General features: G+C 51.7%; 23 protein-coding genes. 8 read left to right on the plus strand and 15 right to left on the minus strand.

Translation table 11 applies throughout. The features are described from left to right. From atpG to asnC, 11 genes are all read right to left on the minus strand, one after another. Positions 1-864: a F0F1 ATP synthase subunit gamma gene (gene atpG / locus FDW97_RS15330; RefSeq protein WP_006687765.1), complete on the minus strand. Its 864-nt coding sequence runs from the start codon at positions 862-864 to the stop codon at positions 1-3. 50 nt (positions 865-914) lie between these two features. Beyond that, complete coding sequence (atpA, locus tag FDW97_RS15335) at positions 915-2,456, minus strand: F0F1 ATP synthase subunit alpha (RefSeq protein WP_003023802.1); 1,542 nt, start codon at positions 2,454-2,456, stop codon at positions 915-917. A 12-nt stretch (positions 2,457-2,468) separates the two neighbouring features. Next, complete coding sequence (gene atpH, locus FDW97_RS15340; RefSeq protein WP_006687767.1) at positions 2,469-3,002, minus strand: F0F1 ATP synthase subunit delta; 534 nt, start codon at positions 3,000-3,002, stop codon at positions 2,469-2,471. A 14-nt stretch (positions 3,003-3,016) separates the two neighbouring features. Then, positions 3,017-3,487, minus strand: coding sequence for a F0F1 ATP synthase subunit B (atpF, locus tag FDW97_RS15345; protein WP_003023796.1), 471 nt, complete (start codon positions 3,485-3,487; stop codon positions 3,017-3,019). A 59-nt stretch (positions 3,488-3,546) separates the two neighbouring features. Next, entirely contained in the window at positions 3,547-3,786 is a 240-nt protein-coding gene (gene atpE, locus FDW97_RS15350; protein WP_003023794.1) for a F0F1 ATP synthase subunit C, read from the minus strand. A gap of 46 nt (positions 3,787-3,832) precedes the next feature. Next, entirely contained in the window at positions 3,833-4,648 is an 816-nt protein-coding gene (gene atpB / locus FDW97_RS15355; protein WP_006687768.1) for a F0F1 ATP synthase subunit A, read from the minus strand. Between the two features lie 7 nt (positions 4,649-4,655). Then, a complete protein-coding gene (atpI, locus tag FDW97_RS15360) occupies positions 4,656-5,036 on the minus strand; it encodes a F0F1 ATP synthase subunit I (protein ID WP_042311402.1) in 381 nt (126 codons plus the stop codon). 614 nt (positions 5,037-5,650) lie between these two features. Next, on the minus strand, positions 5,651-6,274 hold the full coding sequence (gene rsmG / locus FDW97_RS15365) for a 16S rRNA (guanine(527)-N(7))-methyltransferase RsmG (RefSeq protein WP_069323646.1): 624 nt from the start codon (positions 6,272-6,274) through the stop codon (positions 5,651-5,653). Between the two features lie 102 nt (positions 6,275-6,376). Beyond that, positions 6,377-8,266 carry a tRNA uridine-5-carboxymethylaminomethyl(34) synthesis enzyme MnmG gene (gene mnmG / locus FDW97_RS15370; RefSeq protein ID WP_038635780.1) on the minus strand — a complete coding sequence of 630 codons (1,890 nt, stop codon included), beginning with the start codon at positions 8,264-8,266 and terminating at the stop codon, positions 6,377-6,379. 372 nt (positions 8,267-8,638) lie between these two features. Next, complete coding sequence (gene mioC, locus FDW97_RS15375) at positions 8,639-9,088, minus strand: FMN-binding protein MioC (protein WP_137351263.1); 450 nt, start codon at positions 9,086-9,088, stop codon at positions 8,639-8,641. Positions 9,089-9,176: 88 nt separating this feature from the next. Beyond that, entirely contained in the window at positions 9,177-9,635 is a 459-nt protein-coding gene (asnC, locus tag FDW97_RS15380) for a transcriptional regulator AsnC (protein WP_003023780.1), read from the minus strand. A 151-nt stretch (positions 9,636-9,786) separates the two neighbouring features. Between asnC and asnA the strand changes: the two genes are divergently transcribed. Continuing rightward, positions 9,787-10,779, plus strand: coding sequence for an aspartate--ammonia ligase (gene asnA, locus FDW97_RS15385; protein WP_069323645.1), 993 nt, complete (start codon positions 9,787-9,789; stop codon positions 10,777-10,779). A gap of 3 nt (positions 10,780-10,782) precedes the next feature. Here asnA and viaA read toward each other — a convergent pair whose 3' ends face one another. Together viaA and ravA are read right to left on the minus strand one after the other, a co-directional pair. Continuing rightward, a complete protein-coding gene (gene viaA, locus FDW97_RS15390) occupies positions 10,783-12,234 on the minus strand; it encodes an ATPase RavA stimulator ViaA (RefSeq protein ID WP_085049157.1) in 1,452 nt (483 codons plus the stop codon). Further along, a complete protein-coding gene (gene ravA, locus FDW97_RS15395; protein ID WP_038635792.1) occupies positions 12,228-13,724 on the minus strand; it encodes an ATPase RavA in 1,497 nt (498 codons plus the stop codon). The genes viaA and ravA overlap by 7 nt, the downstream gene beginning before the upstream one ends. Positions 13,725-14,053: 329 nt before the next feature. Here ravA and kup point away from each other — a divergent pair, with 329 nt between their 5' ends. The 7 genes from kup to rbsR all read left to right on the plus strand — a co-directional run bounded on the left by kup (position 14,054) and on the right by rbsR (position 21,999). After that, positions 14,054-15,922, plus strand: a complete 1,869-nt coding sequence (kup, locus tag FDW97_RS15400; protein WP_042311390.1) for a low affinity potassium transporter Kup — start codon at positions 14,054-14,056, stop codon at positions 15,920-15,922. A 192-nt stretch (positions 15,923-16,114) separates the two neighbouring features. Then, positions 16,115-16,534, plus strand: a complete 420-nt coding sequence (rbsD, locus tag FDW97_RS15405) for a D-ribose pyranase (protein WP_038635798.1) — start codon at positions 16,115-16,117, stop codon at positions 16,532-16,534. Positions 16,535-16,541: 7 nt separating this feature from the next. Further along, entirely contained in the window at positions 16,542-18,047 is a 1,506-nt protein-coding gene (rbsA, locus tag FDW97_RS15410) for a ribose ABC transporter ATP-binding protein RbsA (protein WP_137351264.1), read from the plus strand. A 5-nt stretch (positions 18,048-18,052) separates the two neighbouring features. Beyond that, the gene (gene rbsC / locus FDW97_RS15415) at positions 18,053-19,018 is read left to right on the plus strand and encodes a ribose ABC transporter permease (RefSeq protein ID WP_003023762.1); all 966 of its coding nucleotides are present in this window, start codon (positions 18,053-18,055) and stop codon (positions 19,016-19,018) included. Positions 19,019-19,042: 24 nt separating this feature from the next. Continuing rightward, positions 19,043-19,933: a ribose ABC transporter substrate-binding protein RbsB gene (gene rbsB / locus FDW97_RS15420; RefSeq protein WP_006687780.1), complete on the plus strand. Its 891-nt coding sequence runs from the start codon at positions 19,043-19,045 to the stop codon at positions 19,931-19,933. 140 nt (positions 19,934-20,073) lie between these two features. Then, positions 20,074-21,003 carry a ribokinase gene (gene rbsK / locus FDW97_RS15425; RefSeq protein ID WP_038635803.1) on the plus strand — a complete coding sequence of 310 codons (930 nt, stop codon included), beginning with the start codon at positions 20,074-20,076 and terminating at the stop codon, positions 21,001-21,003. A gap of 3 nt (positions 21,004-21,006) precedes the next feature. Next, a complete protein-coding gene (rbsR, locus tag FDW97_RS15430) occupies positions 21,007-21,999 on the plus strand; it encodes a ribose operon transcriptional repressor RbsR (protein ID WP_087857265.1) in 993 nt (330 codons plus the stop codon). Here the strand turns inward: rbsR and mdtD are convergent. Both mdtD and FDW97_RS15440 read right to left on the minus strand, forming a co-directional pair. Beyond that, positions 21,965-23,392 (minus strand): multidrug transporter subunit MdtD, encoded by a 1,428-nt coding sequence (mdtD, locus tag FDW97_RS15435; RefSeq protein WP_038635809.1) that lies wholly within the window; start codon positions 23,390-23,392, stop codon positions 21,965-21,967. The genes rbsR and mdtD overlap by 35 nt on opposite strands. Before the next feature lies 1 nt (position 23,393). Beyond that, positions 23,394-24,098 carry a FadR/GntR family transcriptional regulator gene (locus FDW97_RS15440; protein ID WP_038635812.1) on the minus strand — a complete coding sequence of 235 codons (705 nt, stop codon included), beginning with the start codon at positions 24,096-24,098 and terminating at the stop codon, positions 23,394-23,396. Between the last annotated feature and the right edge of the window lie 172 nt (positions 24,099-24,270).

The following is a 24,270-nucleotide window of genomic DNA, read 5'->3' on the forward strand; positions in this document are numbered from 1 at the left end:
TTATACCGCGGATGCACCACCGACGATCTCGGTGAGTTCCTGAGTAATGCTGGCCTGACGAGCTTTGTTGTATACCAACTGCAGCTCTTTAATCAGGCTGCCGCCATTGTCGGTCGCGGCTTTCATCGCCACCATACGTGCGGCCTGCTCGCTGGCCAGGTTTTCTACCACGCCCTGATAAACCTGAGACTCGACATAACGACGCAGCAGGGTATCCAGCAGCGCTTTCGGGTCTGGCTCATACAGGTAATCCCAGGATTTACGCTTCAATTCATCATCATCTGATGCCGGCAAAGGCAACAGTTGGGTGATGGTTGGCGTCTGAGACATGGTGTTAATAAATTTGTTGCTGACAACGTACAGTTTGTCCAGACGACCTTCGTCGTAGGCCTGCAGCATCACTTTAACCGGACCGATCAGTTCGGACAGGGAAGGGTTATCCCCCATGCCGGTTACCTGAGCAATCACATTACCGCCAACGGAGTTAAAGAAAGACACGCCCTTAGAGCCGATCATTGCGATATCGCACTGAACGCCTTTATCGGACCATGTTTTCATATCCGCCAGCAGCTTTTTGAACAGGTTAATGTTCAAGCCACCGCACAGACCACGGTCGGTCGACACCACCAGGTAGCCCACGCGTTTAACGTCGCGTTCTTCCAGGTAAGGGTGCTTATATTCCAGATTACCATTCGCAAGGTGACCAATCACTTTGCGCATGGTCTCTGCATAAGGACGGCTGGCCGCCATGCGATCCTGCGATTTACGCATTTTGGAAGCGGCGACCATCTCCATCGCTTTAGTGATCTTCTGCGTGTTCTGGACGCTTGCGATCTTACTACGTATCTCTTTTGCGCCGGCCATGAGCTTCTCCTCAATGCCTTGCGGTCCGTCCTAAGACAGACCGCCAGACGTTACCAGGACTGGGTTGCCTTGAAGGAATCGAGGATAGCTTTCAGCTTGCCTTCGATTTCATCGTTATAGCCACCGGACTGGTTGATCTCTTGCATCAGCGGAGCGTGGTCACGGTCGACGTAAGCCAGCAGAGCGGCTTCGAAGCTACCGATTTTCGCCAGTTCCACATCTTCGAGGTAACCGCGTTCAGCCGCAAACAGCACCACACCCTGCTGTGCAACAGACATTGGCGCATACTGTTTCTGCTTCAGCAGTTCAGTTACTTTCTGACCGTGGCTCAGCTGCTTACGCGTAGCTTCATCCAGGTCGGAAGCGAACTGAGAAAACGCGGCCAGTTCACGATACTGCGCCAGCGCGGTACGAATACCACCGGACAGTTTCTTGATGATCTTGGTCTGCGCTGCGCCACCTACACGAGATACGGAGATACCCGGGTTAACTGCCGGACGAATACCGGAGTTGAACAGGTTGGTTTCCAGGAAGATCTGACCATCGGTAATAGAAATTACGTTGGTCGGAACGAACGCAGAAACGTCACCCGCCTGGGTTTCGATAATCGGCAGAGCGGTCAGGGAGCCGGTTTTACCTTTAACTTCACCATTGGTGAACTTCTCAACATATTCCGCGTTAACGCGGGATGCGCGTTCCAGCAGACGGGAGTGGAGGTAAAATACGTCGCCCGGGAATGCTTCACGTCCTGGCGGACGACGGAGCAGCAGGGAAACCTGACGGTAAGCAACAGCCTGTTTAGACAGGTCATCGTAAACGATCAGTGCATCTTCACCGCGGTCACGGAAGTATTCGCCCATTGCGCAACCGGCATATGGCGCCAGGTATTGCAGTGCAGCAGATTCAGACGCGGTCGCCACCACAACGATGGTGTTGGACAGTGCGCCGTGTTCTTCCAGTTTACGAACCACGTTAGAAATGGTGGACGCTTTCTGGCCGATAGCCACGTACACACATTTGATGCCGGAATCACGCTGGTTGATGATGGCATCGATAGCCATCGCGGTTTTACCGGTCTGACGGTCACCGATGATCAGCTCACGCTGGCCACGTCCGATTGGGATCATGGCATCAACAGATTTATAACCGGTCTGCACTGGCTGGTCGACGGACTGACGTTCGATTACGCCCGGTGCGATAACTTCGATTGGCGAGAAGCCATCGTTATCAACCGGACCTTTACCGTCAATCGGGGAACCCAGAGTGTTCACCACACGACCCAGCAGGCCACGGCCAACCGGAACTTCCAGAATACGACCCGTACACTTAACCTTCATGCCTTCGGCGAGGTCAGCGTATGGCCCCATCACAACAGCACCTACGGAGTCGCGCTCCAGGTTCAGTGCGATAGCGTAACGGTTACCCGGCAGGGAAATCATCTCACCCTGCATACAATCGGCCAGGCCGTGAATGCGGATAACACCGTCACTTACAGAAACAATAGTACCTTCGTTGTGAGCTTCGCTCACAACATTGAACTGAGCAATGCGCTGCTTGATCAGTTCGCTGATTTCGGTGGAATTCAGTTGCATGCTCCAGTCCCCTTAAGACTGCAAGACGTCTGCAAGGCGCTCAAGACGGCCGCGTACGCTGCCATCAATGACCATATCACCCGCTCGGATGATTACGCCTGCCATTACAGACTTATCGATTTTGCAATTCAGCTTAACTTTGCGTGACAGACGTTTTTCCATCGCTGCACTAATCTTCGTAAGCTGTTCATCACTCAGTGCATTGGCAGAAGTGACTTCTACCTCAGAGATAGCCTCACTGGCTGCACGCAGATGAATAAACTGCTCAAGAACATCCGGGAGCGCATTCAGACGGTTATTTTCAGCCATTACCCTAATCAGGTTTTGGCCGCTTTCGTCCAGCTGCTCACCGCACACGGCGATAAACGACTCAGCGAGCGTTTCTGGCGCCAATGCGCCAGAGAGAAGCTCTGCCATTTGTTCGTTTTTCGTCACCTCAGCGGCGAAAGTCAGCATATCCTGCCAACGGTCTACGCTTTGGTGCTCAACGGCAAAGTCAAAAGCTGCTTTGGCGTAGGGGCGAGCTACCGTAATAAATTCAGACATCAGCCCCTCCCTCCTTACAGTTCAGCGACAAGTTTGTCCACGATGTCGCTATTAGCAGCTTCATCCACGGAACGTTCGATGATCTTCTCGGCGCCAGCAACAGCCAGGATAGCAACTTGCTTACGCAGCTCTTCGCGAGCACGTTTACGCTCGGCTTCAATTTCCGCCTGCGCCTGTGCCACGATTTTAGTACGTTCCTGCTCTGCTTCAGTTTTAGCTTCGTCCAGGATCTGAGCACGACGTTTGTTCGCCTGCTCGATGATTACCTGAGCTTCCGCCTTCGCTTTTTTCAGCTGGTCGGTCGCGCTGGCCTTTGCAAGGTCAAGATCCTTATGTGCTCGTTCTGCAGAAGCAAGGCCGTCAGCAATTTCTTTTTGACGTTTTTCGATGGCAGCCATTAACGGCGGCCATACGTACTTCATGCAGAACAGAACGAACAGGACAAACGCGATGGCCTGGCCGAGGATTGTTGCGTTAAGATTCACAGCACAATGCCTCTATCTAGTTAACGTTCTGATATTGCTCTTAATTCAAGCAACGCTTACTACGCGACAGCAAACATCACGTACAGACCCAGACCTACAGCGATCATTGGGATTGCATCCACCAGACCCATAACGATAAAGAACTGAGTACGCAGCAGAGGAATCAGATCCGGTTGACGCGCTGCGCCTTCCAGGAATTTACCCCCGAGGATGCCGATACCGATCGCAGCACCGATTGCCGCCAGACCCATCATCACAGCGGCAGCAATGTACAGCAGATCCATATTCAGGTTTTCCATGACAGTCTCCAGTTTGTTTCAGTTAAAACGTAGTAGTGTTGGTAAATTAATGCTCTTCAGATGCCATCGACAGATAGACAATCGTCAGAACCATAAATATGAAGGCTTGCAGCGTGATAATCAGTATGTGGAAAATGGCCCACGGCACATTCAGAATCCACTGTGACCACCACGGCAACAGACCAGCAATCAGAATGAAAATCAGCTCACCAGCGTACATGTTACCGAACAGTCGCAGACCAAGAGAGATTGGTTTGGACAGCAGGCTTACCCCTTCAAGGATTAAGTTGATAGGGATGAACGCCCAGTGATTGAACGGCTGCAGCGTCAACTCTTTCGCGAAGCCACCGATGCCTTTCATTTTGATGCTGTAGAACAGAATGAGGATAAATACGCCCAGCGCCATCGACAGGGTGATGTTCACGTCAGCGGACGGAACCACACGCAGAGCCGGCAGGCCAAAGATATGCTCACCGATGTACGGCAGCAGGTCGATAGGCAGCAAATCCATAAAGTTCATCAGGAATACCCAGACGAAAATCGTCAGGGCCAGCGGAGCAATCAGCTTGCTTTTGCCATGGTACATGTCTTTCACGCTGCCATGCACAAAGCCGATTACCAGCTCAATCGCGGTCTGAAATTTACCTGGTACGCCGCTGGTCGCCTTTTTGGCAACGCTACGGAACATTAACAGGAACAACAGACCCAGAACCACCGAGAAGAAAATGGAGTCAATATTGAGCGTCCAGAAGGTGGCTGGGGGGTTGTGCGGATCCACCAGCGAGAATGTACGTAGGTCCAACTGAAGGTTATTCAGATGGTGTCCTATGTAATCCTGCGGCGTCATATTTTCTGAAGCCATGATGCCTTTACCCTTTGTTGTTAATTACAGCCGGCGCCAGTATCTGAACCACCAGCACCAAAACCCACGTAACGATCAGCGGCACGAATACCGCTTTCAAAACAGCCAACGCCACAACCAGCAACACCAGCATCGCTAACACCTTGAAGGCTTCGCCGAAAGCGAACGTCCAGGCAACCCGACCTTTCGCTGGTGTATGCACCTGGTGACGCCAGGCGAATATCATAAACAACACATTGGGCAGTAACACTGCCAATCCCCCGCACAGTGCGGAGATGCCCCAGAAGGGGTCTTTGAGGCTAAACAGCAATCCACTTGCTATTACCGCCAGAAGCTGTGTGAGCAAAAGCTTACGAGCAACGTTTCGACTCAAGAGCGACATAGACATCACGTGTTTACTCCTGCTCCCTTCGAGGTATGCCGCGTGTCGTATAAAACGTTCTTTATGGCTTAGAGTCAAGCATCAAAAAGCGGACAAATTATACGGTGCGCCTTCGTGATTTCAAACAATAAGTAGCTAAAAAGTGAATAAATGTTTAAATATTTTTCGTTGTCCCACATTTATTACTTTTTGGCAAACTGTGAACGATCATGCAAAACTGCAAATGCCGCGAAAACACTGGCGTTAAAGCGTGCACCAGATCACATATTGAACATATTCCCCTTCGCATAATTTATTTACGTGGCAAATGGTGCCATTTCATCTTTTTGATATTTAAGCGTAAAAAGCGCCACTATTTCAAAAACAACGCCTAACAACAAAAGAACCATCGATTGACATTTATAATAAAAAATTAACACAAGCGTTGGTTCTTAGGTTCTATTTTTAGCAGACTGATATTTTCACAGTTGACTTGTTTCGCTTTTAACAAAAAACGGTACGTTATAGTTATGATGCAAAACCGTAAGGTAGAGGTGAAATGCAACAGCATTTCACCTCACTACTCTCTATAACTTTTAACACCGGGGTAGCCGTTTTTTCTCTATTTTTTTTGATAAAAATTAAATTTTGTTTGGTTTAATAACCACCAAATGACGTTCACCATCCAGTTGTGGAACGCGTAATTTTTCGACTGACTCGACGCTGAATTCTGCAGGCAACGAGGCGATTTCCTCTTCAGGCAATTGACCTTTGAGCGCATAAAAGCGTCCGTTCTGGCCCGGCAAGTGATGACACCAGCTCACCATATCATTGAGGGACGCGAATGCACGGCTGATCACCCCATCAAATGGCGGCTCTGAAGGAAATTCTTCAACCCGACTTTGCACAGGCGTAATGTTAGTAAGACCAAGCTCATGCTGCACCTGACGTAAGAAACGGATGCGTTTTCCCAGGCTATCCAACAGTGTGAAATGCGCTTCAGGCCGCACGATAGAAAGTGGAATTCCCGGCAGACCCGGTCCCGTGCCAACATCAATAAAGCGCCCGCCCTTCAGATAAGGCGCGACAACAATGCTGTCCAGAATATGGCGCACCAACATTTCGTTGGGATCCCGCACCGATGTCAGGTTATATGCTTTATTCCATTTGTGCAGCATATCGACATACGCAATCAGCTGATTTTTCTGGTGATCGGTAAGAGAAATACCGGCATCAGCCAGCAGACGAGAGAGTTTGTTGAGCACGGTCGTTACCTGTTAATAATCAAATGCCCGATGCGCTATCGCTTATCGGGCCTACAAGTTTGTAGGGCGGACAAGCGAAGCGCTCCCGCCAAATTAGTGTTATCAAGCGCTGCGGCGCAGCATACCTTGTTTTTTCAGCCATACCAGCAGAATGGAGATGGCGGCAGGCGTTACACCAGAAATGCGCGATGCCTGGCCGATCGATACCGGTTTGTGATCGTTCAGTTTGGCGATGACTTCATTCGACAATCCCGAGACCTGGCGATAATCCAGCGTTGCAGGCAACAGGGTATTCTCATTACGCTGTTGTCTTTCGATTTCTTCCTGCTGACGAGCGATATATCCTTCGTATTTCACCTGAATCTCAACCTGTTCCGCGGCCTGAGCATCATCTAGCGCCGGCGCGAATGCAGATAAAGAGGTCAACTGAGCATAGGTCATATCCGGGCGACGCAGGAGATCTTCACCGCTGGCCTCACGAGATAAAGGTGTTGCCAGGTGAGCGTTCACTTCGGCTGCAGATTCCGCTAACGGGTTTACCCAGGTTGATTTGAGACGCTGACGTTCTTGTTCAATGCGCTCCAGCTTTTCGTTGAAGCGAGCCCAACGCTCATCGTCCACCAGACCCAGTTCACGCCCAATTTCGGTCAGACGCAGGTCGGCGTTATCTTCACGCAGCATCAAGCGGTATTCAGCACGTGAGGTAAACATGCGGTACGGTTCTTTGGTTCCCAGCGTGCACAGATCGTCGACCAGCACGCCAAGGTAAGCCTGATCGCGACGCGGTGCCCAGCCGTCTTTCTCAGCAGACAAGCGTGCGGCGTTGAGACCTGCCAGCATCCCTTGGGCGGCGGCTTCTTCGTAACCGGTTGTACCGTTAATCTGGCCTGCAAAGAACAGGCCCTGGATGAATTTGCTTTCCAGAGTGGGTTTCAGGTCGCGCGGATCGAAGAAATCGTACTCAATCGCATAGCCAGGGCGAACGATACGGGCGTTTTCCATCCCCTGCATGGATCGAACAATTTGCATCTGTACATCGAACGGCAGGCTGGTGGAGATGCCGTTCGGGTAAATTTCGTTAGAGGTCAGTCCTTCCGGTTCGAGGAAGATCTGATGCTGGTTGCGATCGGCAAAGCGCATCACTTTGTCTTCGATCGACGGGCAGTAGCGCGGGCCGATACCTTCGATTACGCCGGCATACATTGGGCTACGATCGAGGTTATTGCGGATCACGTCATGGGTTTTCTCATTGGTATGCGTGATGTAACACGGCATCTGGCGCGGATGCTGGGAAGCGTCGCCCAGGAATGAGAAGACCGGCATCGGGTTGTCGCTGTTTTGTTGACCCAGTACGCTGAAATCGATAGTACGTGCATCAATACGCGGTGGCGTACCGGTTTTCAGGCGGCTGACGCGCAGCGGTAGTTCACGCAGACGGCGTGACAGCGGAATAGACGGCGGATCGCCAGCACGGCCGCCGCTGTAGTTGTCCAGACCAATATGGATTTTGCCGTCGAGGAAAGTCCCCACGGTTAATACGACCGCTTTGGCACGGAACTTCAGTCCCATTTGGGTTACGGCACCCACGACACGATCGTTTTCAACAATCAGATCTTCAACCGCCTGCTGGAAGATCATCAGGTTGGGTTGATTCTCCAGCGCGGTGCGTACTGCCTGACGATAGAGCACACGATCGGCCTGAGCTCGGGTAGCGCGAACGGCTGGCCCTTTGCTTGCGTTTAGTATCCTAAACTGGATACCTGCGTGGTCGATCGCTTTTGCCATCAATCCACCAAGCGCATCCACTTCTTTTACCAGGTGTCCCTTCCCAATACCGCCAATCGCCGGGTTGCAGCTCATCTGTCCCAGTGTGTCGATATTGTGTGTCAAAAGCAGGGTCTGTTGTCCCATTCGCGCCGCGGCCATTGCGGCCTCGGTGCCTGCATGACCCCCGCCAATGATGATGACGTCAAAAGGATCCTGATAAAACATGGTAATTGCCTCGCATAACGCGGTGTGAAAATGGATTGAAGCCCGGGCCGTGGATTCTACTCAACTTTAGTCGATCGAGAAAGACCTGGGATCCTGGGTATTAAAAAGAAGATCTTTTTATTTAGGGATCTGTTTTATTGTGATCTCTTATTAGGATCGCCACTCTCTGTGGATAAGGACGATCCTTTGAATAAGATCAACAGGTTGCTGAGGATCATTAGCTGTGAATGATCGGTGATCCTGGTCCGTATAAGCTGGGATCAGAATGAAGGGTTATACACAACTCAAAAACTGAACAGCCGTTATTCTTTGGATAACTACCGGTTGATCCAAGCTTTTAACCAGAGTTATCCACATAAAAAAGTATGATCTTTACAAATCTCTGAGCAATGGATGCCAGGATCCCAGCCAAATTTCAGCCGGATCTTCCGGAATTTCATGTTCCAGCACGTTGATCTTAAGCGTTTCGCCGATCTGTTTTGCCCCACAGGCTTTCAGTTCTGCTTCCAGCTTGTCGATTGCGCCGCAAAAGGTGTCATATTCACGACTGCCGATGCCGATTGCGCCGAAGTTTACTTGCGACAGGTCCGGTTTTTGTTCGCATAACGCATCATATAAAGGCTGCAGGTTGTCAGGAATGTCTCCAGCACCGTGTGTGGAGCTGATAATCAGCCAGATCCCTTCAGCCGGAACCTCATCCAGCATTGGCCCATGCAGTATTTCGCTGGAAAAACCGGCGTCGTCCAGCTTTTCAGCCAGATGTTCTGCTACATATTCCGCACTGCCAAGCGTGCTGCCGCTGATAAGAGTGATGTCTGCCATGCTCGCCCACCTTTATAAAGAAGGCGCATTGTACGCTGTGAGCGAGCTGGGATCTACCTGTGGAAAAATGTGGGATTAAAAAAAATGATCATGGCTTGATGGTACGCATGATCGGGTTCTGCAGGACGATCAGGGTTTCAGTGGACTGAATTTCATCAATTGTTTGGATCTTGTTGATAAGTACCTGTTGCAGCGCGTCGATCGACTTGCACATCACCTTAATAAAGATGCTGTAGTGGCCGGTGGTGTAATAGGCTTCGGTCACTTCGTCAAGGCTTTCCAGTCTGGCCAGCGCTGACGGATAGTCCTTCGCGCTTTTCAGAATGATGCCGATAAAGCAGCCGACGTCATAACCCAACTGTTTGGGACTGACATCAATACGCGCACCGGTGATGATCCCGGCCTGCTTCATCTTTTCTACGCGAACGTGAATTGTCCCCGGACTAACGCCAAACTGTTTGGCCAATTCTGCGTAGGCGGTGCGAGCATTTTCCATCAGGGCATCAAGAATGCCGCGGTCCAGATTGTCGATCTGATAATTTTCCATAGGTTTTTCTTATGTAGATTAATGATTCTTTTTATTTTAGACGTTAATTTTAACGAATCAAAATCGAAGTCGGCTTTTTGTTTGTTGATTATTGAATATTACCTCCATTCTGTTGCTTAATCATAGGCAACAGGACACAGGAGTACACATAATGAAAACCGCTTACATTGCCAAACAACGTCAAATTAGCTTCGTAAAATCTCATTTTTCTCGTCAGCTGGAAGAGCGTTTAGGTCTGATCGAAGTTCAGGCTCCGATCCTCAGCCGCGTAGGAGATGGTACGCAGGATAACTTGTCGGGCTGTGAAAAAGCGGTGCAGGTGAAGGTTAAAGCATTGCCGGACGCTCAATTCGAAGTGGTTCATTCACTGGCGAAGTGGAAGCGTCAAACGTTAGGACAACACGACTTTAGCGCAGGCGAAGGGTTGTACACGCACATGAAGGCCCTGCGTCCCGATGAAGATCGCCTCTCCCCACTGCACTCAGTGTATGTTGACCAGTGGGACTGGGAGCGCGTGATGGGCGACGGCGAGCGTCAATTCTCCACTCTGAAAAGCACGGTAGAGGCTATCTGGGCGGGAATTAAGGCCACCGAGGCTGCGGTTAGTAAAGAGTTTGGTCTGGCACCGTTCCTGCCAGAGCAGATCCACTTTGTTCATAGCCAGGAGCTGTTATCTCGTTATCCGGATCTTGACGCGAAAGGTCGTGAACGTGCGATCGCGAAAGAACTGGGCGCAGTATTCCTGGTAGGGATCGGCGGCAAGCTCAGTGACGGTCACCGTCACGATGTACGCGCGCCGGATTATGATGACTGGAGTTCAGCGTCTGAGCTGGGTCACGCCGGTCTGAACGGTGATATTCTGGTGTGGAACCCGGTTCTGGAAGATGCGTTTGAGCTGTCTTCGATGGGGATCCGTGTGGATGCCGACACCCTTAAACACCAGCTTTCATTGACCGGTGATGAAGATCGTCTGAGTCTGGAATGGCACCAGGCGCTGTTGCGTGGTGAAATGCCGCAGACAATCGGTGGCGGCATTGGACAGTCGCGTTTGACCATGCTGCTGCTGCAATTACCGCACATTGGTCAGGTGCAGTGTGGCGTGTGGCCGGCACAGGTACGTGAAAGCGTTTCTTCCCTGCTGTAATAATTAACGCCGCCAGCGTCTGAGCAGGCGGCTTCGCATCCCGGTATCAAAGCGCCAGATATGATCGAAAATGCGCATGATGCCGGGTTTGCCGTGTGCTGACATTGCCACCGCATGAAAACGATGCTGGTGCACCCGCTGTAATTCACCCACTTTATTGACGACCTCATCGGGCAATCGCTGAGCGATAAAATCAGAGATCACCACCGCATCGGCATCAAACCATTCCCGGCCCTGCATGCGCTCAATAATGGCGCGAAAGCAGCTGGCAATATCGGTACCGCCGCGAAAACGCTGGCTTAAAAAACGGATCGCTTGTTCAATGCCTTCCGGACCAGACAGCTCATAGCGCACCACTTCTGTTGAAAACAGCATAATGAAACAGCGCCGGTTATCGGCCAGGGCGACGCGCATTAGCGCCAGGCAAAAGGCTTTTGCACATTGCTCATTAAAACCGCCCATTGATCCCGACGTATCAACGCAAACAATAAACGGTCCGCGCGGCTGCTCGTCAAAATCCTGATGCACCACCGGACGTTCCGTTACTTTCTCGCGCCATGCCTCGCCGTGCAGACGATAGGTCAACAACTGCTTTTCCACCAGCCGTCGGTAGAACTCGTATTCCAGTTCAGTAATGCCCAGTGTGGCCAGTTCCGGCGGCAACAGGCGCAGGATGTCGTCGCTTTGCTGGATGCCATCCACCTGTTCCGGGACGGTGGCGGGTTCCCGCACAAGGGTACGGAAGGTCTCCATGGGTGCATCTTTACGCGGCACAGATTTGGCCTCTCTGGAACGGCCTAACTGTTCAGCCAGACGCTGGAGTTCGGGTTGTTGCGCCAGAAATTCGCCGTATTTCACCATCAGTTGATAATCGCCGCGCTTGATTTGACCTGCGCTCATATCCCATAACCGGCCTGCGGCGTTGTCGTTTTCTGCCAGAACGGGTTCCAGTTGCCCGCTGAGGGTCATCCGTTCCTGAACTTCACTAAGTAAATGTTCACGCTCATCTTCCAGCAGTTGCTGATTCAGCGTTGTAGTTTGTACCACCAGACTCAGGCGCCAGCGCTGGAGAAAAAGCGTATGCAGGGCGGGCGTAAAGGTACTGTTGTCATCAACCAGTTGCTGCGCTTGCCCGGCCCACGGCGAATGGAGGCGGTGTAATAGCGCCAATATTTGCGGGAGCTGGACCATAAACTGCGCATGAGAGAGGAGCTGGCTTTGTTGGTAACAAATGACCTCTTCCGTCAACTCCGGCGGTACATGGGTATCTTTGAGGCGGCTGCGCAGTGACTCGCGCCAGCGGGGAATATCGTCAGTAATCGCTTTTTTAAGGCGAGGAAACTTTTTAAAAAACACCACCATCTTTGGAGAAGCCAGCAGGGCGACGATCATCTCTTCGATCATCGCCTCTTCACTGACTGCCAGCATGATATTGAGCGTATCAAGGGTTAGCATTGTTGCGCCTGGCGGATTTGTGCCCCGACATCCTGCAGGCTGGCCTCAATGCGGCCTAACCAGTCGCTATGAATAAACAGACATTTTTGCTGTTCGCTGAATGCACTGTGCTGCTGGTGCCACTCGTTATCAAGTGCTTCAAGCTGCTGTTTTATCTCATCAGGCATACTCTCTTGCGATGCACCGGGCAGCGCCAGACGAGAGCCTTGCAAACTGACGTCGCGCACAACCAGGTGCTGTGCGCTATCGACTTCCATGTTCAGCGTTTGGGCGAAGCCGATCCCGTTTAATTTTCCGCGGATCTCACCGCCTTTGGTTAGCCACTGTTCCAGCGCTCCCCGTTCGAAAGCAATATGGATAACTTCCATATCATGTAGTTTTAAGGGTTTTTGCAGCAGTAATGTCACGACTGAAGAAGTGGCTTCCGGCGGTAAATCATAATGAGGACGACGGCTGAACATGCCGCCCTGACGGATCACCGTGAATGCCGTTTTGTCGCTTTGCTGTTGCTGGAGCTGGATGCGGCGCTGCACAATGCTGGCCAGACGCGTCAGCATGGCTTGCTGCTGCCAGGCGTGTCCGGTCATCAAAATTTCAAGCTGCTGTTGCATCAGATTCAGGCTTTGCGCGTCGTACCACAGGCAATCTTTCAACAGGATCAGGTCGATAGGCACGACCGCATCACGTCCGCTGAAGAAGGCGCTGGCCTGGAGTAAGCGGATAGCTTTTTTCCAGCGGCGATCGGATACATAGGGGGCATTCGGTAATGCGTCTAGCTGTTGGCGCAGCGTGAAAATAAGCTCAAAGACGCGATCGGGAAGCTTGATGGCGCCAATGTCCTTTTGCCACTGGTAATACTCTTCATCCGTCACCTGTAACGACGCCGGGACCGGGTTGTCACTTTCATCCTGCTGGCTTAACAGCATGGAGCGGAAGTTGGCCTTGTCCTGAACTTTATCCAGCCACAGGCGGATCAGCATACGGTCGTACAGGGCTTCCAGGCTGCTGTCTGCTTCAGGCAGTTCGTTGGAGGCTGCCACCAGCAGACGCATCGGGATTTTCTCTTCATGCGCGCCGTTACGAAAATGCCGTTCGTTAATAGCGGTCAACAGGGTGTTGAGAATGGCCGGGCCTGCTTTCCAGATTTCATCGAGAAAGACAATTTCAGCTTCGGGTAAATAGCCCGCCGTTAAGCGTTCATAGCGACCTTCGTCTTTCAGCGCCTGGATAGATAGCGGCCCAAACACCTCTTCCGGCGTAGAGAAGCGCGTCATCAGGTATTCGAAAGCGCGGGCGTTTTGAAAAGCAAACTTCAGTCGACGGGCAATTAAGCTTTTTGCGATCCCTGGAGGACCTAATAAGAATACGCTCTCGCCGCTTAGAGCAGCCAGCAGGCAAAGGCGAATGGCGTGGCTACGTTCATAAAGTCCCTTTTCCAGCGCATTGCTCAGACGGGAAATTCTTTCCGCTAATAAATGTGGGTGAGCCATAATGAAGTGGCGTCCTTTCGCCAAATGTACTGCGTAAACTGCGAGTATAGATGCTTCACACCAGTGCAGTAATAGACTGAAGGTGCGTTTATTTTTCTTTGAGCCAGATTAATCTGGTCTCATTTAGGGGTACGATTTTGTGAGTAATCGTGCATACTGTGCGCCTTTTTGTGGGCCAAGGGACGACGCACACATTTCTAATATATACACCATATCAATCATACTGCACCAAGGCGGCAATGGAGTTTTCTTCTGGGATGGGGGGAATAACGAATGCAACCCACACGGAGTGGCTTGAATGATGATGTGTATAAACGAAAGACGAGTCTATGAGCACTGATAATAAACAATCATTGTCTGCGATTACCCTTGCGGCCATTGGGGTTGTCTACGGTGATATTGGTACCAGCCCACTTTATACGCTTCGTGAATGTTTGTCTGGCCAGTTTGGTTTTGGCGTTGAACGTGATGCTGTGTTTGGTTTTCTCTCGCTGATTTTCTGGCTGCTGATCTTTGTTGTCTCCATTAAATATCTGACGTTTGTCATGCGTGCGGATAACGCCGGGGAAGGTGGGATCCTGACGTTGATGTCATTGGCCGGGCGCAATACCTCGGCGCGAACAACCTCGATGCTGGTCATCATGGGGTTGATTGGCGGTAGCTTCTTCTATGGTGAAGTGGTGATTACGCCAGCCATTTCAGTGATGTCGGCGATTGAAGGTCTGGAGATTGTTGCACCGCAGCTGGATACCTGGATTGTTCCGCTCTCGATTATCGTGCTGACCCTGCTGTTTATGATTCAAAAACACGGTACCGGCATGGTTGGTAAACTGTTTGCGCCGATTATGCTGCTGTGGTTCCTGACGCTCGCGGTATTAGGCGTGCGCAGTATTATTGGCAACCCGGAGGTACTGCAGGCGCTAAATCCGTACTGGGCGGTGCATTTCTTCCTCGAATTCAAAACGTTGTCCTTTATTGCGCTGGGCGCGGTGGTGCTGTCGATTACCGGTGTTGAAGCGCTGTATGCGGATATGGGGCACTTCGGTAAGTTGCCGATTAGACTGGCATGGTTCTCGGTGGTATTGCCTTCGCTGGTGCTGAACTATTTTGGTCAGGGGGCGCTGCTGTTAAAGCATCCTGAAGCGATCAAAAACCCGTTTTTCCTGCTGGCGCCGGACTGGGCATTGATACCACTCCTGATCCTTGCCGCACTGGCAACGGTTATCGCTTCGCAGGCGGTTATTTCCGGTGTCTTCTCGCTGACGCGTCAGGCCGTGCGTCTGGGGTATTTATCGCCGATGCGGATCATTCATACTTCGGAAATGGAATCGGGTCAGATCTACATTCCTTTCGTTAACTGGATGCTCTATTTTGCGGTGGTTATCGTGATTGTGAGCTTTGAACACTCCAGTAATCTGGCCGCGGCGTACGGGATTGCGGTAACGGGGACAATGGTACTGACATCTATTCTGTCTACCACCGTGGCGCGCAAAAACTGGCACTGGAATAAATACTTCGTCTTCCTGATCCTGGTGGCGTTCTTGTGCGTCGATGTTCCGTTGTTCTCCGCGAACCTCGATAAACTGATTTCCGGCGGTTGGCTGCCTCTGACGCTGGGTCTGGTGATGTTCACCATCATGACTACGTGGAAAAGCGAGCGTTTCCGTCTGCTGCGTCGCATGCATGAGCACGGCAACTCTCTGGAGGCGATGATTGCCTCTCTGGAGAAATCCCCACCGGTACGCGTGCCGGGAACGGCGGTATATATGTCGCGTGCGCTGAACGTCATCCCGTTTGCGCTTCTGCATAACCTCAAGCATAACAAGGTGCTGCATGAACGCGTGATTCTGCTGACGCTGCGTACGGAAGATGCGCCATACGTGCACAACGTGCGTAGGGTGCAGATTGAGCAGTTATCGCCCACCTTCTGGCGCGTAGTGGCCAGCTACGGCTGGCGTGAAACGCCGAACGTTGAGGAAGTGTTCCATCGCTGCGGTCTGGAAGGCTTAAGCTGTCGGATGATGGAAACCTCCTTCTTTATGTCGCACGAGTCGCTGATTGTCGGCAAACGGCCATGGTATTTGCGTCTGCGCGGCAAGCTATATCTGCTCCTACAGCGCAATGCGCTGCGCGCGCCGGACCAGTTTGAAATCCCACCAAACCGGGTTATTGAGCTCGGTACTCAGGTAGAGATTTAAGGCAATCGACGCCCTCTTTCATCGCGAAAGGGGGCGTTTTGTTTTGTCCCTCCCAGTTTTCATTTCATCAAATGATAATCCTTGCGAAACGTTTCGATGGCGATCACATTTTCGTAACGTCGCGGTGGTTTTCTGTCCATTCTTCGCACTACACTTATCTTCAGCGAAACGTTTCGCTAGTGGGGAAAGAAAATGAAGAAAGGCACGGTACTCAACTCTGAAATTTCAACGGTGATCTCCCGTCTGGGACATACCGATACGCTGGTGGTGTGTGATGCAGGTTTACCCATCCCGAACAGCACAACGCGTATTGATATGGCATTAACCCAGGGCGTACCTTCTTTTATGCAGGTACTGGATGTGGTTACACGTGAAATGCAGGTCGAGGCGGCCATTCTCGCGACGGAAATTAAACAACATAATCCGCAACTCCACGAAACGTTGCTCAGCCACATTGAGCAACTGCAACAACACCAGGGAAACACCATAGAAATTCGTTACACCACGCATGAACAATTCAAAAAACAAACCGCAGACAGTCAGGCGGTAATTCGCAGCGGAGAGTGTTCTCCGTATGCGAATATCATTCTCTGTGCTGGCGTCACGTTCTGAGGCCATCATGAACGCATTACTGCAACTCAAAGGGATCGATAAAGCGTTCCCGGGCGTAAAAGCGCTATCCGGCGCTGCGCTGAATGTCTATCCAGGCCGCGTAATGGCGCTGGTGGGCGAAAACGGCGCGGGCAAATCCACCATGATGAAAGTGCTGACCGGGATCTACGCCCGTGATGCTGGCTCTTTATTGTGGCTGGGGAAAGAGACCACCTTTAATGGCCCGAAATCCTCTCAGGAAGCCGGAATCGGTATCATCCACCAGGAATTGAACCTGATCCCGCAACTCACTATCGCTGAGAACATTTTTCTTGGCCGTGAGTTTGTGAATCGCTTTGGCAAAATTGACTGGAAGAAGATGTACGCCGAAGCCGATCTGCTGCTCGCCAAACTCAATCTGCGCTTTAAAAGCGACAGGCTGGTCGGTGAGTTGTCGATTGGCGATCAGCAAATGGTCGAAATTGCTAAAGTGCTGAGCTTTGAATCGAAGGTCATCATTATGGATGAGCCGACGGATGCGCTCACCGATACCGAAACCGAATCCCTGTTCCGCGTTATCCGCGAGCTGAAATCGCAGGGGCGCGGCATTGTCTATATCTCCCACCGTATGAAAGAGATCTTCGAAATCTGTGATGACGTGACCGTCTTCCGTGACGGGCAGTTTATTGCCGAGCGTGAAGTCGCAACGCTGACCGAAGACTCACTGATTGAAATGATGGTGGGACGTAAGCTGGAAGATCAGTACCCGCGTCTGGAAAAAGCGCCGGGCGATATTCGCCTGAAGGTCGATAATCTGTGCGGCCCAGGGGTAAACGATGTTTCGTTCACGCTGCGTAAAGGCGAGATCCTTGGCGTATCGGGACTGATGGGCGCCGGACGTACCGAGCTGATGAAAGTGTTGTATGGCGCATTGCCGCGCACCAGCGGCTACGTCACGCTTGATGGGCATGAAGTTGTCACCCGTTCGCCACAGGATGGCCTTGCAAACGGCATCGTCTATATTTCTGAAGACCGTAAACGTGATGGCTTAGTGCTGGGCATGTCGGTGAAAGAGAACATGTCACTGACCGCGCTGCGCTATTTCAGTCGCGCCGGTGGAAGCCTGAAGCATAAAGATGAGCAGCAGGCGGTAGGTGATTTTATTCGTCTGTTCAATGTTAAAACGCCATCGATGGAACAGGCTATCGGCCTGCTCTCGGGCGGTAACCAGCAGAAAGTGGCCATTGCGCGCGGTCTGATGACCCGACCAAAAGTCCTGATCCTCGATGAACCAACCCGCGGCGTCGACGTTGGGGCTAAGAAAGAAATTTATCAGCTTATCAACCAGTTTAAGGCCGATGGGCTGAGCATCATTCTGGTCTCCTCTGAGATGCCAGAAGTATTTGGCATGAGCGATCGTATTATCGTTATGCATGAAGGGCATCTCGGCGGTGAATTCACTCGCGAGCAGGCCACTCAGGAAGTATTAATGGCTGCCGCTGTGGGCAAGCTTAATCGCGTGAATCAGGAGTAAAAAAGATGACTACCCAGGCTGTTTCTGGTCGCCGTTATTTCACTAAAGCATGGCTTCTGGAGCAAAAGTCGCTCATCGCTCTGTTAGTGCTGATCGCGATTGTTTCTACCATGAGCCCCAACTTTTTTACCGTTAATAATCTGTTCAACATTCTCCAGCAAACGTCGGTAAACGCCATCATGGCCGTCGGCATGACGTTGGTCATCCTGACGTCGGGTATCGATCTGTCCGTCGGTTCCTTGCTGGCGCTTACCGGTGCGGTGGCAGCGTCCATTGTCGGTATTGAAGTCAATGCGCTGGTGGCCGTTGCCGCTGCTTTGGCGCTCGGTGCTGCCATTGGCGCAGTAACCGGGGTCATTGTCGCGAAAGGCCGCGTGCAGGCGTTTATCGCCACGTTGGTGATGATGCTGCTGCTGCGCGGTGTGACCATGGTGTACACCAACGGCAGTCCGGTAAATACCGGGTTTACTGACAATGCCGATCTGTTTGGTTGGTTTGGTATTGGTCGTCCGTTAGGCGTGCCTACGCCTGTGTGGATCATGGGGATTGTCTTCCTGGCGGCGTGGTACATGCTGCACCATACGCGTCTGGGGCGTTACATCTATGCGCTGGGCGGTAACGAAGCGGCGACGCGTCTGTCCGGTATCAGCGTGAGTAAAATCAAAATTATCGTTTACTCCCTGTGCGGTCTGCTGGCATCGCTGGCGGGCATCATTGAAGTGGCTCGTCTCTCCTCTGCGCAGCCGACGGCAGGTACTGGCTATGAGCTGGATGCTATCGCTGCGGTGGTGTTAGGCGGTACCAGCCTGGCGGGCGGTAAAGGACGTATTGTTGGGACGCTGATCGGCGCATTAATTCTCGGTTTCCTCAATAATGGTTTGAATTTGTTAGGTGTATCCTCCTATTACCAGATGATCGTCAAAGCGGTGGTGATTTTGCTGGCGGTACTGGTAGACAACAAAAAGCAGTAACAACGATTACAGGACATCTTAAATATGAACATGAAAAAACTGGCTACCCTGGTTTCTGCTGTTGCGCTGAGCGCCACCGTGAGCGCGAATGCGATGGCGAAAGATACCATTGCGCTGGTGGTCTCCACCCTCAATAACCCGTTCTTTGTGTCTCTGAAGGATGGCGCGCAAAAAGAGGCGGATAAGCTGGGCTATAACCTGGTGATTCTGGATTCACAGAACAACCCGGCGAAAGAGCTGGCTAACGTTCAGGACTTAACGGTTCGTGGAACTAAAATACTGCTGATTAACCCGACTGACTCTGATGCCGTTGGTAACGCTGTGAAGATGGCTAACCAGGCGAAGATCCCGGTTATTACCCTGGATCGTCAGGCGACAAAAGGTGATGTGGTCAGCCACATTGCGTCTGATAACGTGCTGGGCGGTAAAATTGCGGGTGATTACATCGCGAAGAAAGCAGGTGAAGGCGCGAAAGTTATCGAACTACAGGGGATTGCCGGTACTTCAGCGGCACGTGAGCGTGGCGAAGGTTTCCAGCAAGCCGTTGCGGCACACAAATTTAACGTACTGGCCAGCCAGCCGGCAGACTTCGACCGCACTAAGGGTCTGAACGTCATGCAGAACCTGCTGACTGCACATCCTGACGTGCAGGCCGTATTTGCCCAGAACGATGAAATGGCGCTGGGTGCGCTGCGCGCACTGCAAACCGCGGGTAAATCTGATGTGATGGTGGTTGGATTTGACGGCACGCCAGATGGCGAAAAAGCAGTAAATGATGGCAAACTGGCTGCGACCATTGCTCAGTTGCCGGATCAGATCGGCGCGAAAGGCGTGGAAACTGCGGATAAGGTTCTGAAAGGCGAGAAGGTTCAGGCTAAATATCCGGTTGATCTGAAGCTGGTCATCAAGCAGTAACACCGATTCAGGTCGCTCGCGGCCTGATGGAGACATAAATACGCCATCCCAGGGCCTGGTTCTAAGGATGAAAGCGTAAAAAGAAAAGCAGGGCACGCGCCACCCTAACCCGGTGGCGCACTTTACTGGACACTCCGAACATGAAAACCGCAGGCAACCTCGTTGTTCTTGGCAGCATCAATGCCGATCACATCCTCAACCTTAAATCTTTCCCAACGCCTGGTGAAACCGTAACCGGTAGCCATTATCAGGTCGCATTTGGCGGAAAAGGCGCTAATCAGGCTGTTGCTGCGGGTCGTAGTGGCGCGAACATCGCGTTTATTGCCTGTACGGGTGACGACGATATTGGCGAAAGTGTGCGTAAACAGTTGGCCAAAGATAATATCGATATTGCGCCGATCAGCGTCATTTCGGGGGAATCGACCGGTGTGGCACTGATTTTTGTGAATGGTGATGGCGAGAACGTTATTGGCATTCACGCCGGAGCGAACGCAGCTCTTTCTCCTGCACTGGTGGAAGCGCAGCGCGACCGCATTGCGCATGCCTCCGCCTTACTGATGCAGTTAGAGTCGCCGATCGAAAGCGTGTTGGCTGCGGCAAAAATTGCGCAGCAAAATAAGACCACGGTCGCCCTTAACCCGGCTCCGGCGCGTGAACTTTCTGACGAACTGCTGGCGCTGGTGGATATTATTACCCCGAATGAAACCGAGGCTGAGAAGCTGACGGGGATCCGTGTTGAAAACGATGAAGATGCGGCCAAAGCGGCGCAGGCATTACACGCGAAAGGGATCCATACTGTATTGATTACTTTAGGTAGTCGCGGAGTGTGGGCCAGCGTGAATGGTGAAGGCCACCGAGTGCCTGGTTTTAAAGTGGACGCCGTTGATACCATCGCTGCCGGGGATACTTTTAACGGCGCGTTAATTACAGCGTTACTGGAAGAGACACCGCTGCCTGAAGCGATCCGTTTTGCCCATGCAGCTGCGGCGATTGCGGTTACCCGTAAAGGTGCGCAGCCTTCCGTTCCATGGCGCGAAGAAATAGAAGCGTTTTTAAGTCAACAGAGGTAACGCTTGGCTACAATGAAGGACGTCGCCCGCCTGGCGGGTGTTTCTACGTCGACGGTTTCTCACGTCATTAATAAAGATCGCTTTGTCAGTGAGTCTGTCACTGACAAAGTTGAAGCGGCAATTAAAGAGCTTAACTATGCGCCCTCCGCACTGGCGCGCAGTCTCAAGCTAAACCAGACCCGCACCATTGGCATGTTAATCACTGCCAGTACCAATCCTTTTTATTCCGAGCTGGTTCGTGGCGTTGAACGTAGCTGTTTTGAACGCGGTTACAGCCTGGTGTTATGCAATACCGAAGGCGATGAACAGCGAATGAACCGCAATCTGGAAACGCTGATGCAAAAACGGGTGGATGGCTTGCTGCTGCTCTGCACCGAAACGCACCAGCCTTCCAGAGAGATAATGCAACGCTATCCTTCTATTCCTACCGTAATGATGGACTGGTCGCCCTTTGATGGCGAAAGCGATTTGATTCAGGATAACTCTCTGTTAGGCGGGGACTTAGCCACTCAGCATCTTATCGATAAAGGTTTTACGCGCATTGCCTGTATTACCGGGCCGCTGGATAAAACACCGGCGCGTTTACGTCTGGAAGGATATCGGGCGGCCATGAAGCGAGCGGGCTTGCCGGTCCCGGAAGGTTACGAGATCACCGGTGACTTTGAGTTCGGCGGTGGTTTTGAAGCTATGCAAACGTTGTTGTCACATAAACAGCGACCGCAGGCCGTTTTCACCGGGAACGACGCAATGGCCGTCGGAGCGTATCAGGCATTGTATCAGTCAGGATTGCGCATTCCGCAGGATATGGCGGTGGTGGGTTATGATGATATCGAACTGGCACGCTATATGACGCCGCCGCTGACGACCATCCATCAACCCAAAGATGAATTGGGCGAGCTGGCCATCGATGTGTTAATCCACCGGATGGCGCAGCCCGCATTGCAGCAACAACGCCTGCAACTTACTCCTGTTTTGATGGCGCGGGGGTCGGTTTAGGCTTGTGCCGATCTTTGATCAGGTTACGTCCGTCTTTGGCTTTTAGCAGCATAAACATCAGCGCAGAGACAATAGTGATCGCGCCCATGGTTATAAAGGTGTAATGGAACTGTTCAACCGTATTAGTACCTTCCATACCTTCATAGATACGCAGGACGGCGGCGCTGATAGCGACCCCTAAACTGATCGACAGTTGCTGCGTAACGGCCAGCACGCTGTTACCGCTGCTGGCGTTCTCATCGGTCAGGTCCGCCAGAGTGATGGTATTCATTGAGGTAAACTGGGTGGACATCGCCATACCTAAAATAAACAACGGCAGGATCAGCATCCAGACCGGCATAGCAGGGGATTGCAAAGCGAATTGCGCAATCATCAGGCCGATAAACACCGTAACACCCACCAGTGTCGTTCTGTAGCCGAGTCGGCGTAGCACCTGCGTCACCATTGATTTTGCCAGTATTGATCCCAGCGCCGTTGGCGCCATCATGCAACCCGCAATTAGCGCCGGATATCCAAAGCCTACCTGTAGCATCAGCGGCATTAAGAACGGCACACATCCTGTACCCAGACGCGTGGCAAGGTTTCCAGCGATCCCAACGGAAAAGGTTCTGGTCTTAAATATGGGAAGCGATATCAGCGGCGTTGGGTGACGACGCGCGTGACGAATGTAGGCAAGTAGCAACAGAATACTGGTCACAATAATGCTGAGTGCGACCCAGGTAGCGACAAGCTTCTCACCAAACAGCTCAACACCACTGGAAAACAACACCAGGCTCAGGCCAAAGAGGAAGAAACCTGTCATATCAAAGCCGCGGCGCGGCGTGGTGAAGTTCGGCATATATTTGCGTGCATAGAAGATGCCCGCCACGCCTATGGGAATATTAATCAGGAAAATCCAGTGCCAACTGGCCCACGTGACCAGAACCCCGCCCAATACCGGACCTAAAATTGGGCCCACAAGTCCAGGCATGGTCACGAAGTTAAGCACAGGGAGTAGTTCGCTGCGCGGGTAAGCGCGCAATAAAGCCAGACGGGCAACAGGCATCATCATCGCGCCGCCGATGCCCTGAATGACGCGGAAAACCACCAATTCACTTAAGGAACTGGATAGCGCACAAGCCAGTGAGCCCAGCGTAAACAGGCTTACGGCAATCATAAAGACGCGTCGGGTACCGAACCTGTCTGCCAGCCATCCACTCACCGGGATCAGCATGGCGACCGTCAGGGTATAACTGATAATAGCCGACTGCATGGCGAGTGGAGAGCGGTTAAGGCTGTGCGCTATTGCGGGTAAAGCGGTATTGAGGATAGTGGCGTCTAATGCCTGCATAAAAAAGGCCATGGCTGCTATCCATGGCAGCCCGGCCATACTGCGAGATTTCTTTTCTGACATATTATTTATCCGGTAGCACGTTCGGTGCTATCAGCAATGCCTGACAGGCGGTGAAGGCGCGATCGCCATCGCTATCCTCTATTGCATCGACAATAGCCTGGTGCAAATCCAGCTTCACCACATCGTTATAGGTAATAGAGGTAAAGTAGGTCTGGTAGACGGAATGGAATAGTGATGCAAAGGAGATAAGGAACGGATTCGCACTCATTTCATAGATGTGCTCATGCCAGGCGATATCAACTTCTATCCAACGCTCGCGCCGGAAATTTCTTTTCAGCTCGACCATCTCTTCCATCAGTGTATTGAGATGCGCTTTTTGTTCTGCCGTACCGATAGTCGCCGCCAGTAAACAGGCCTGAGGCTCCAGACTGATGCGCATCACCAGAAAATGTTTTATGACCTGAGGGAAATTATCTTCCGTCATCCACCAGGTAAGCAGCTCCTGGTCGAGGAAGTTCCAGTTTGCCTGAGGCATGACGCGAGTGCCAATACGCGGGCGCGGTAATACCATACCTTTTGCCGTTAACGTTTTTACCGCTTCTCTTACTGCGGTACGACTCACGCCAAACTGATCGCCCAGCTCTATTTCACCGGGCAGGATAGCACCCGGCGCATATTCACCTTTTAAGATTCGCTGAGCTAACTTTTCGGCCAGAACGTAGGACAGATTCTTCTGTGCGGCTAGCTGTTGGGCATTTAAAGGCATGAATGTTATTCCTTACTCTTTCTCTTATTCATTAGTATGCCACCAGGTAGTGTGATTGCGGCTGCAAAAACGGCAAATTGCTTATTTTATGGCATGTTAATGGTTGTTTTGGTGAAAAAATGTGCATTCAGAAAGTTATTTTAAATTTCCCCTTGTCAGCCTGAAATAACTC

This window comes from Citrobacter sp. wls708, assembly GCF_005281255.1.
GTDB classification, from domain to species: domain Bacteria; phylum Pseudomonadota; class Gammaproteobacteria; order Enterobacterales; family Enterobacteriaceae; genus Citrobacter; species Citrobacter werkmanii.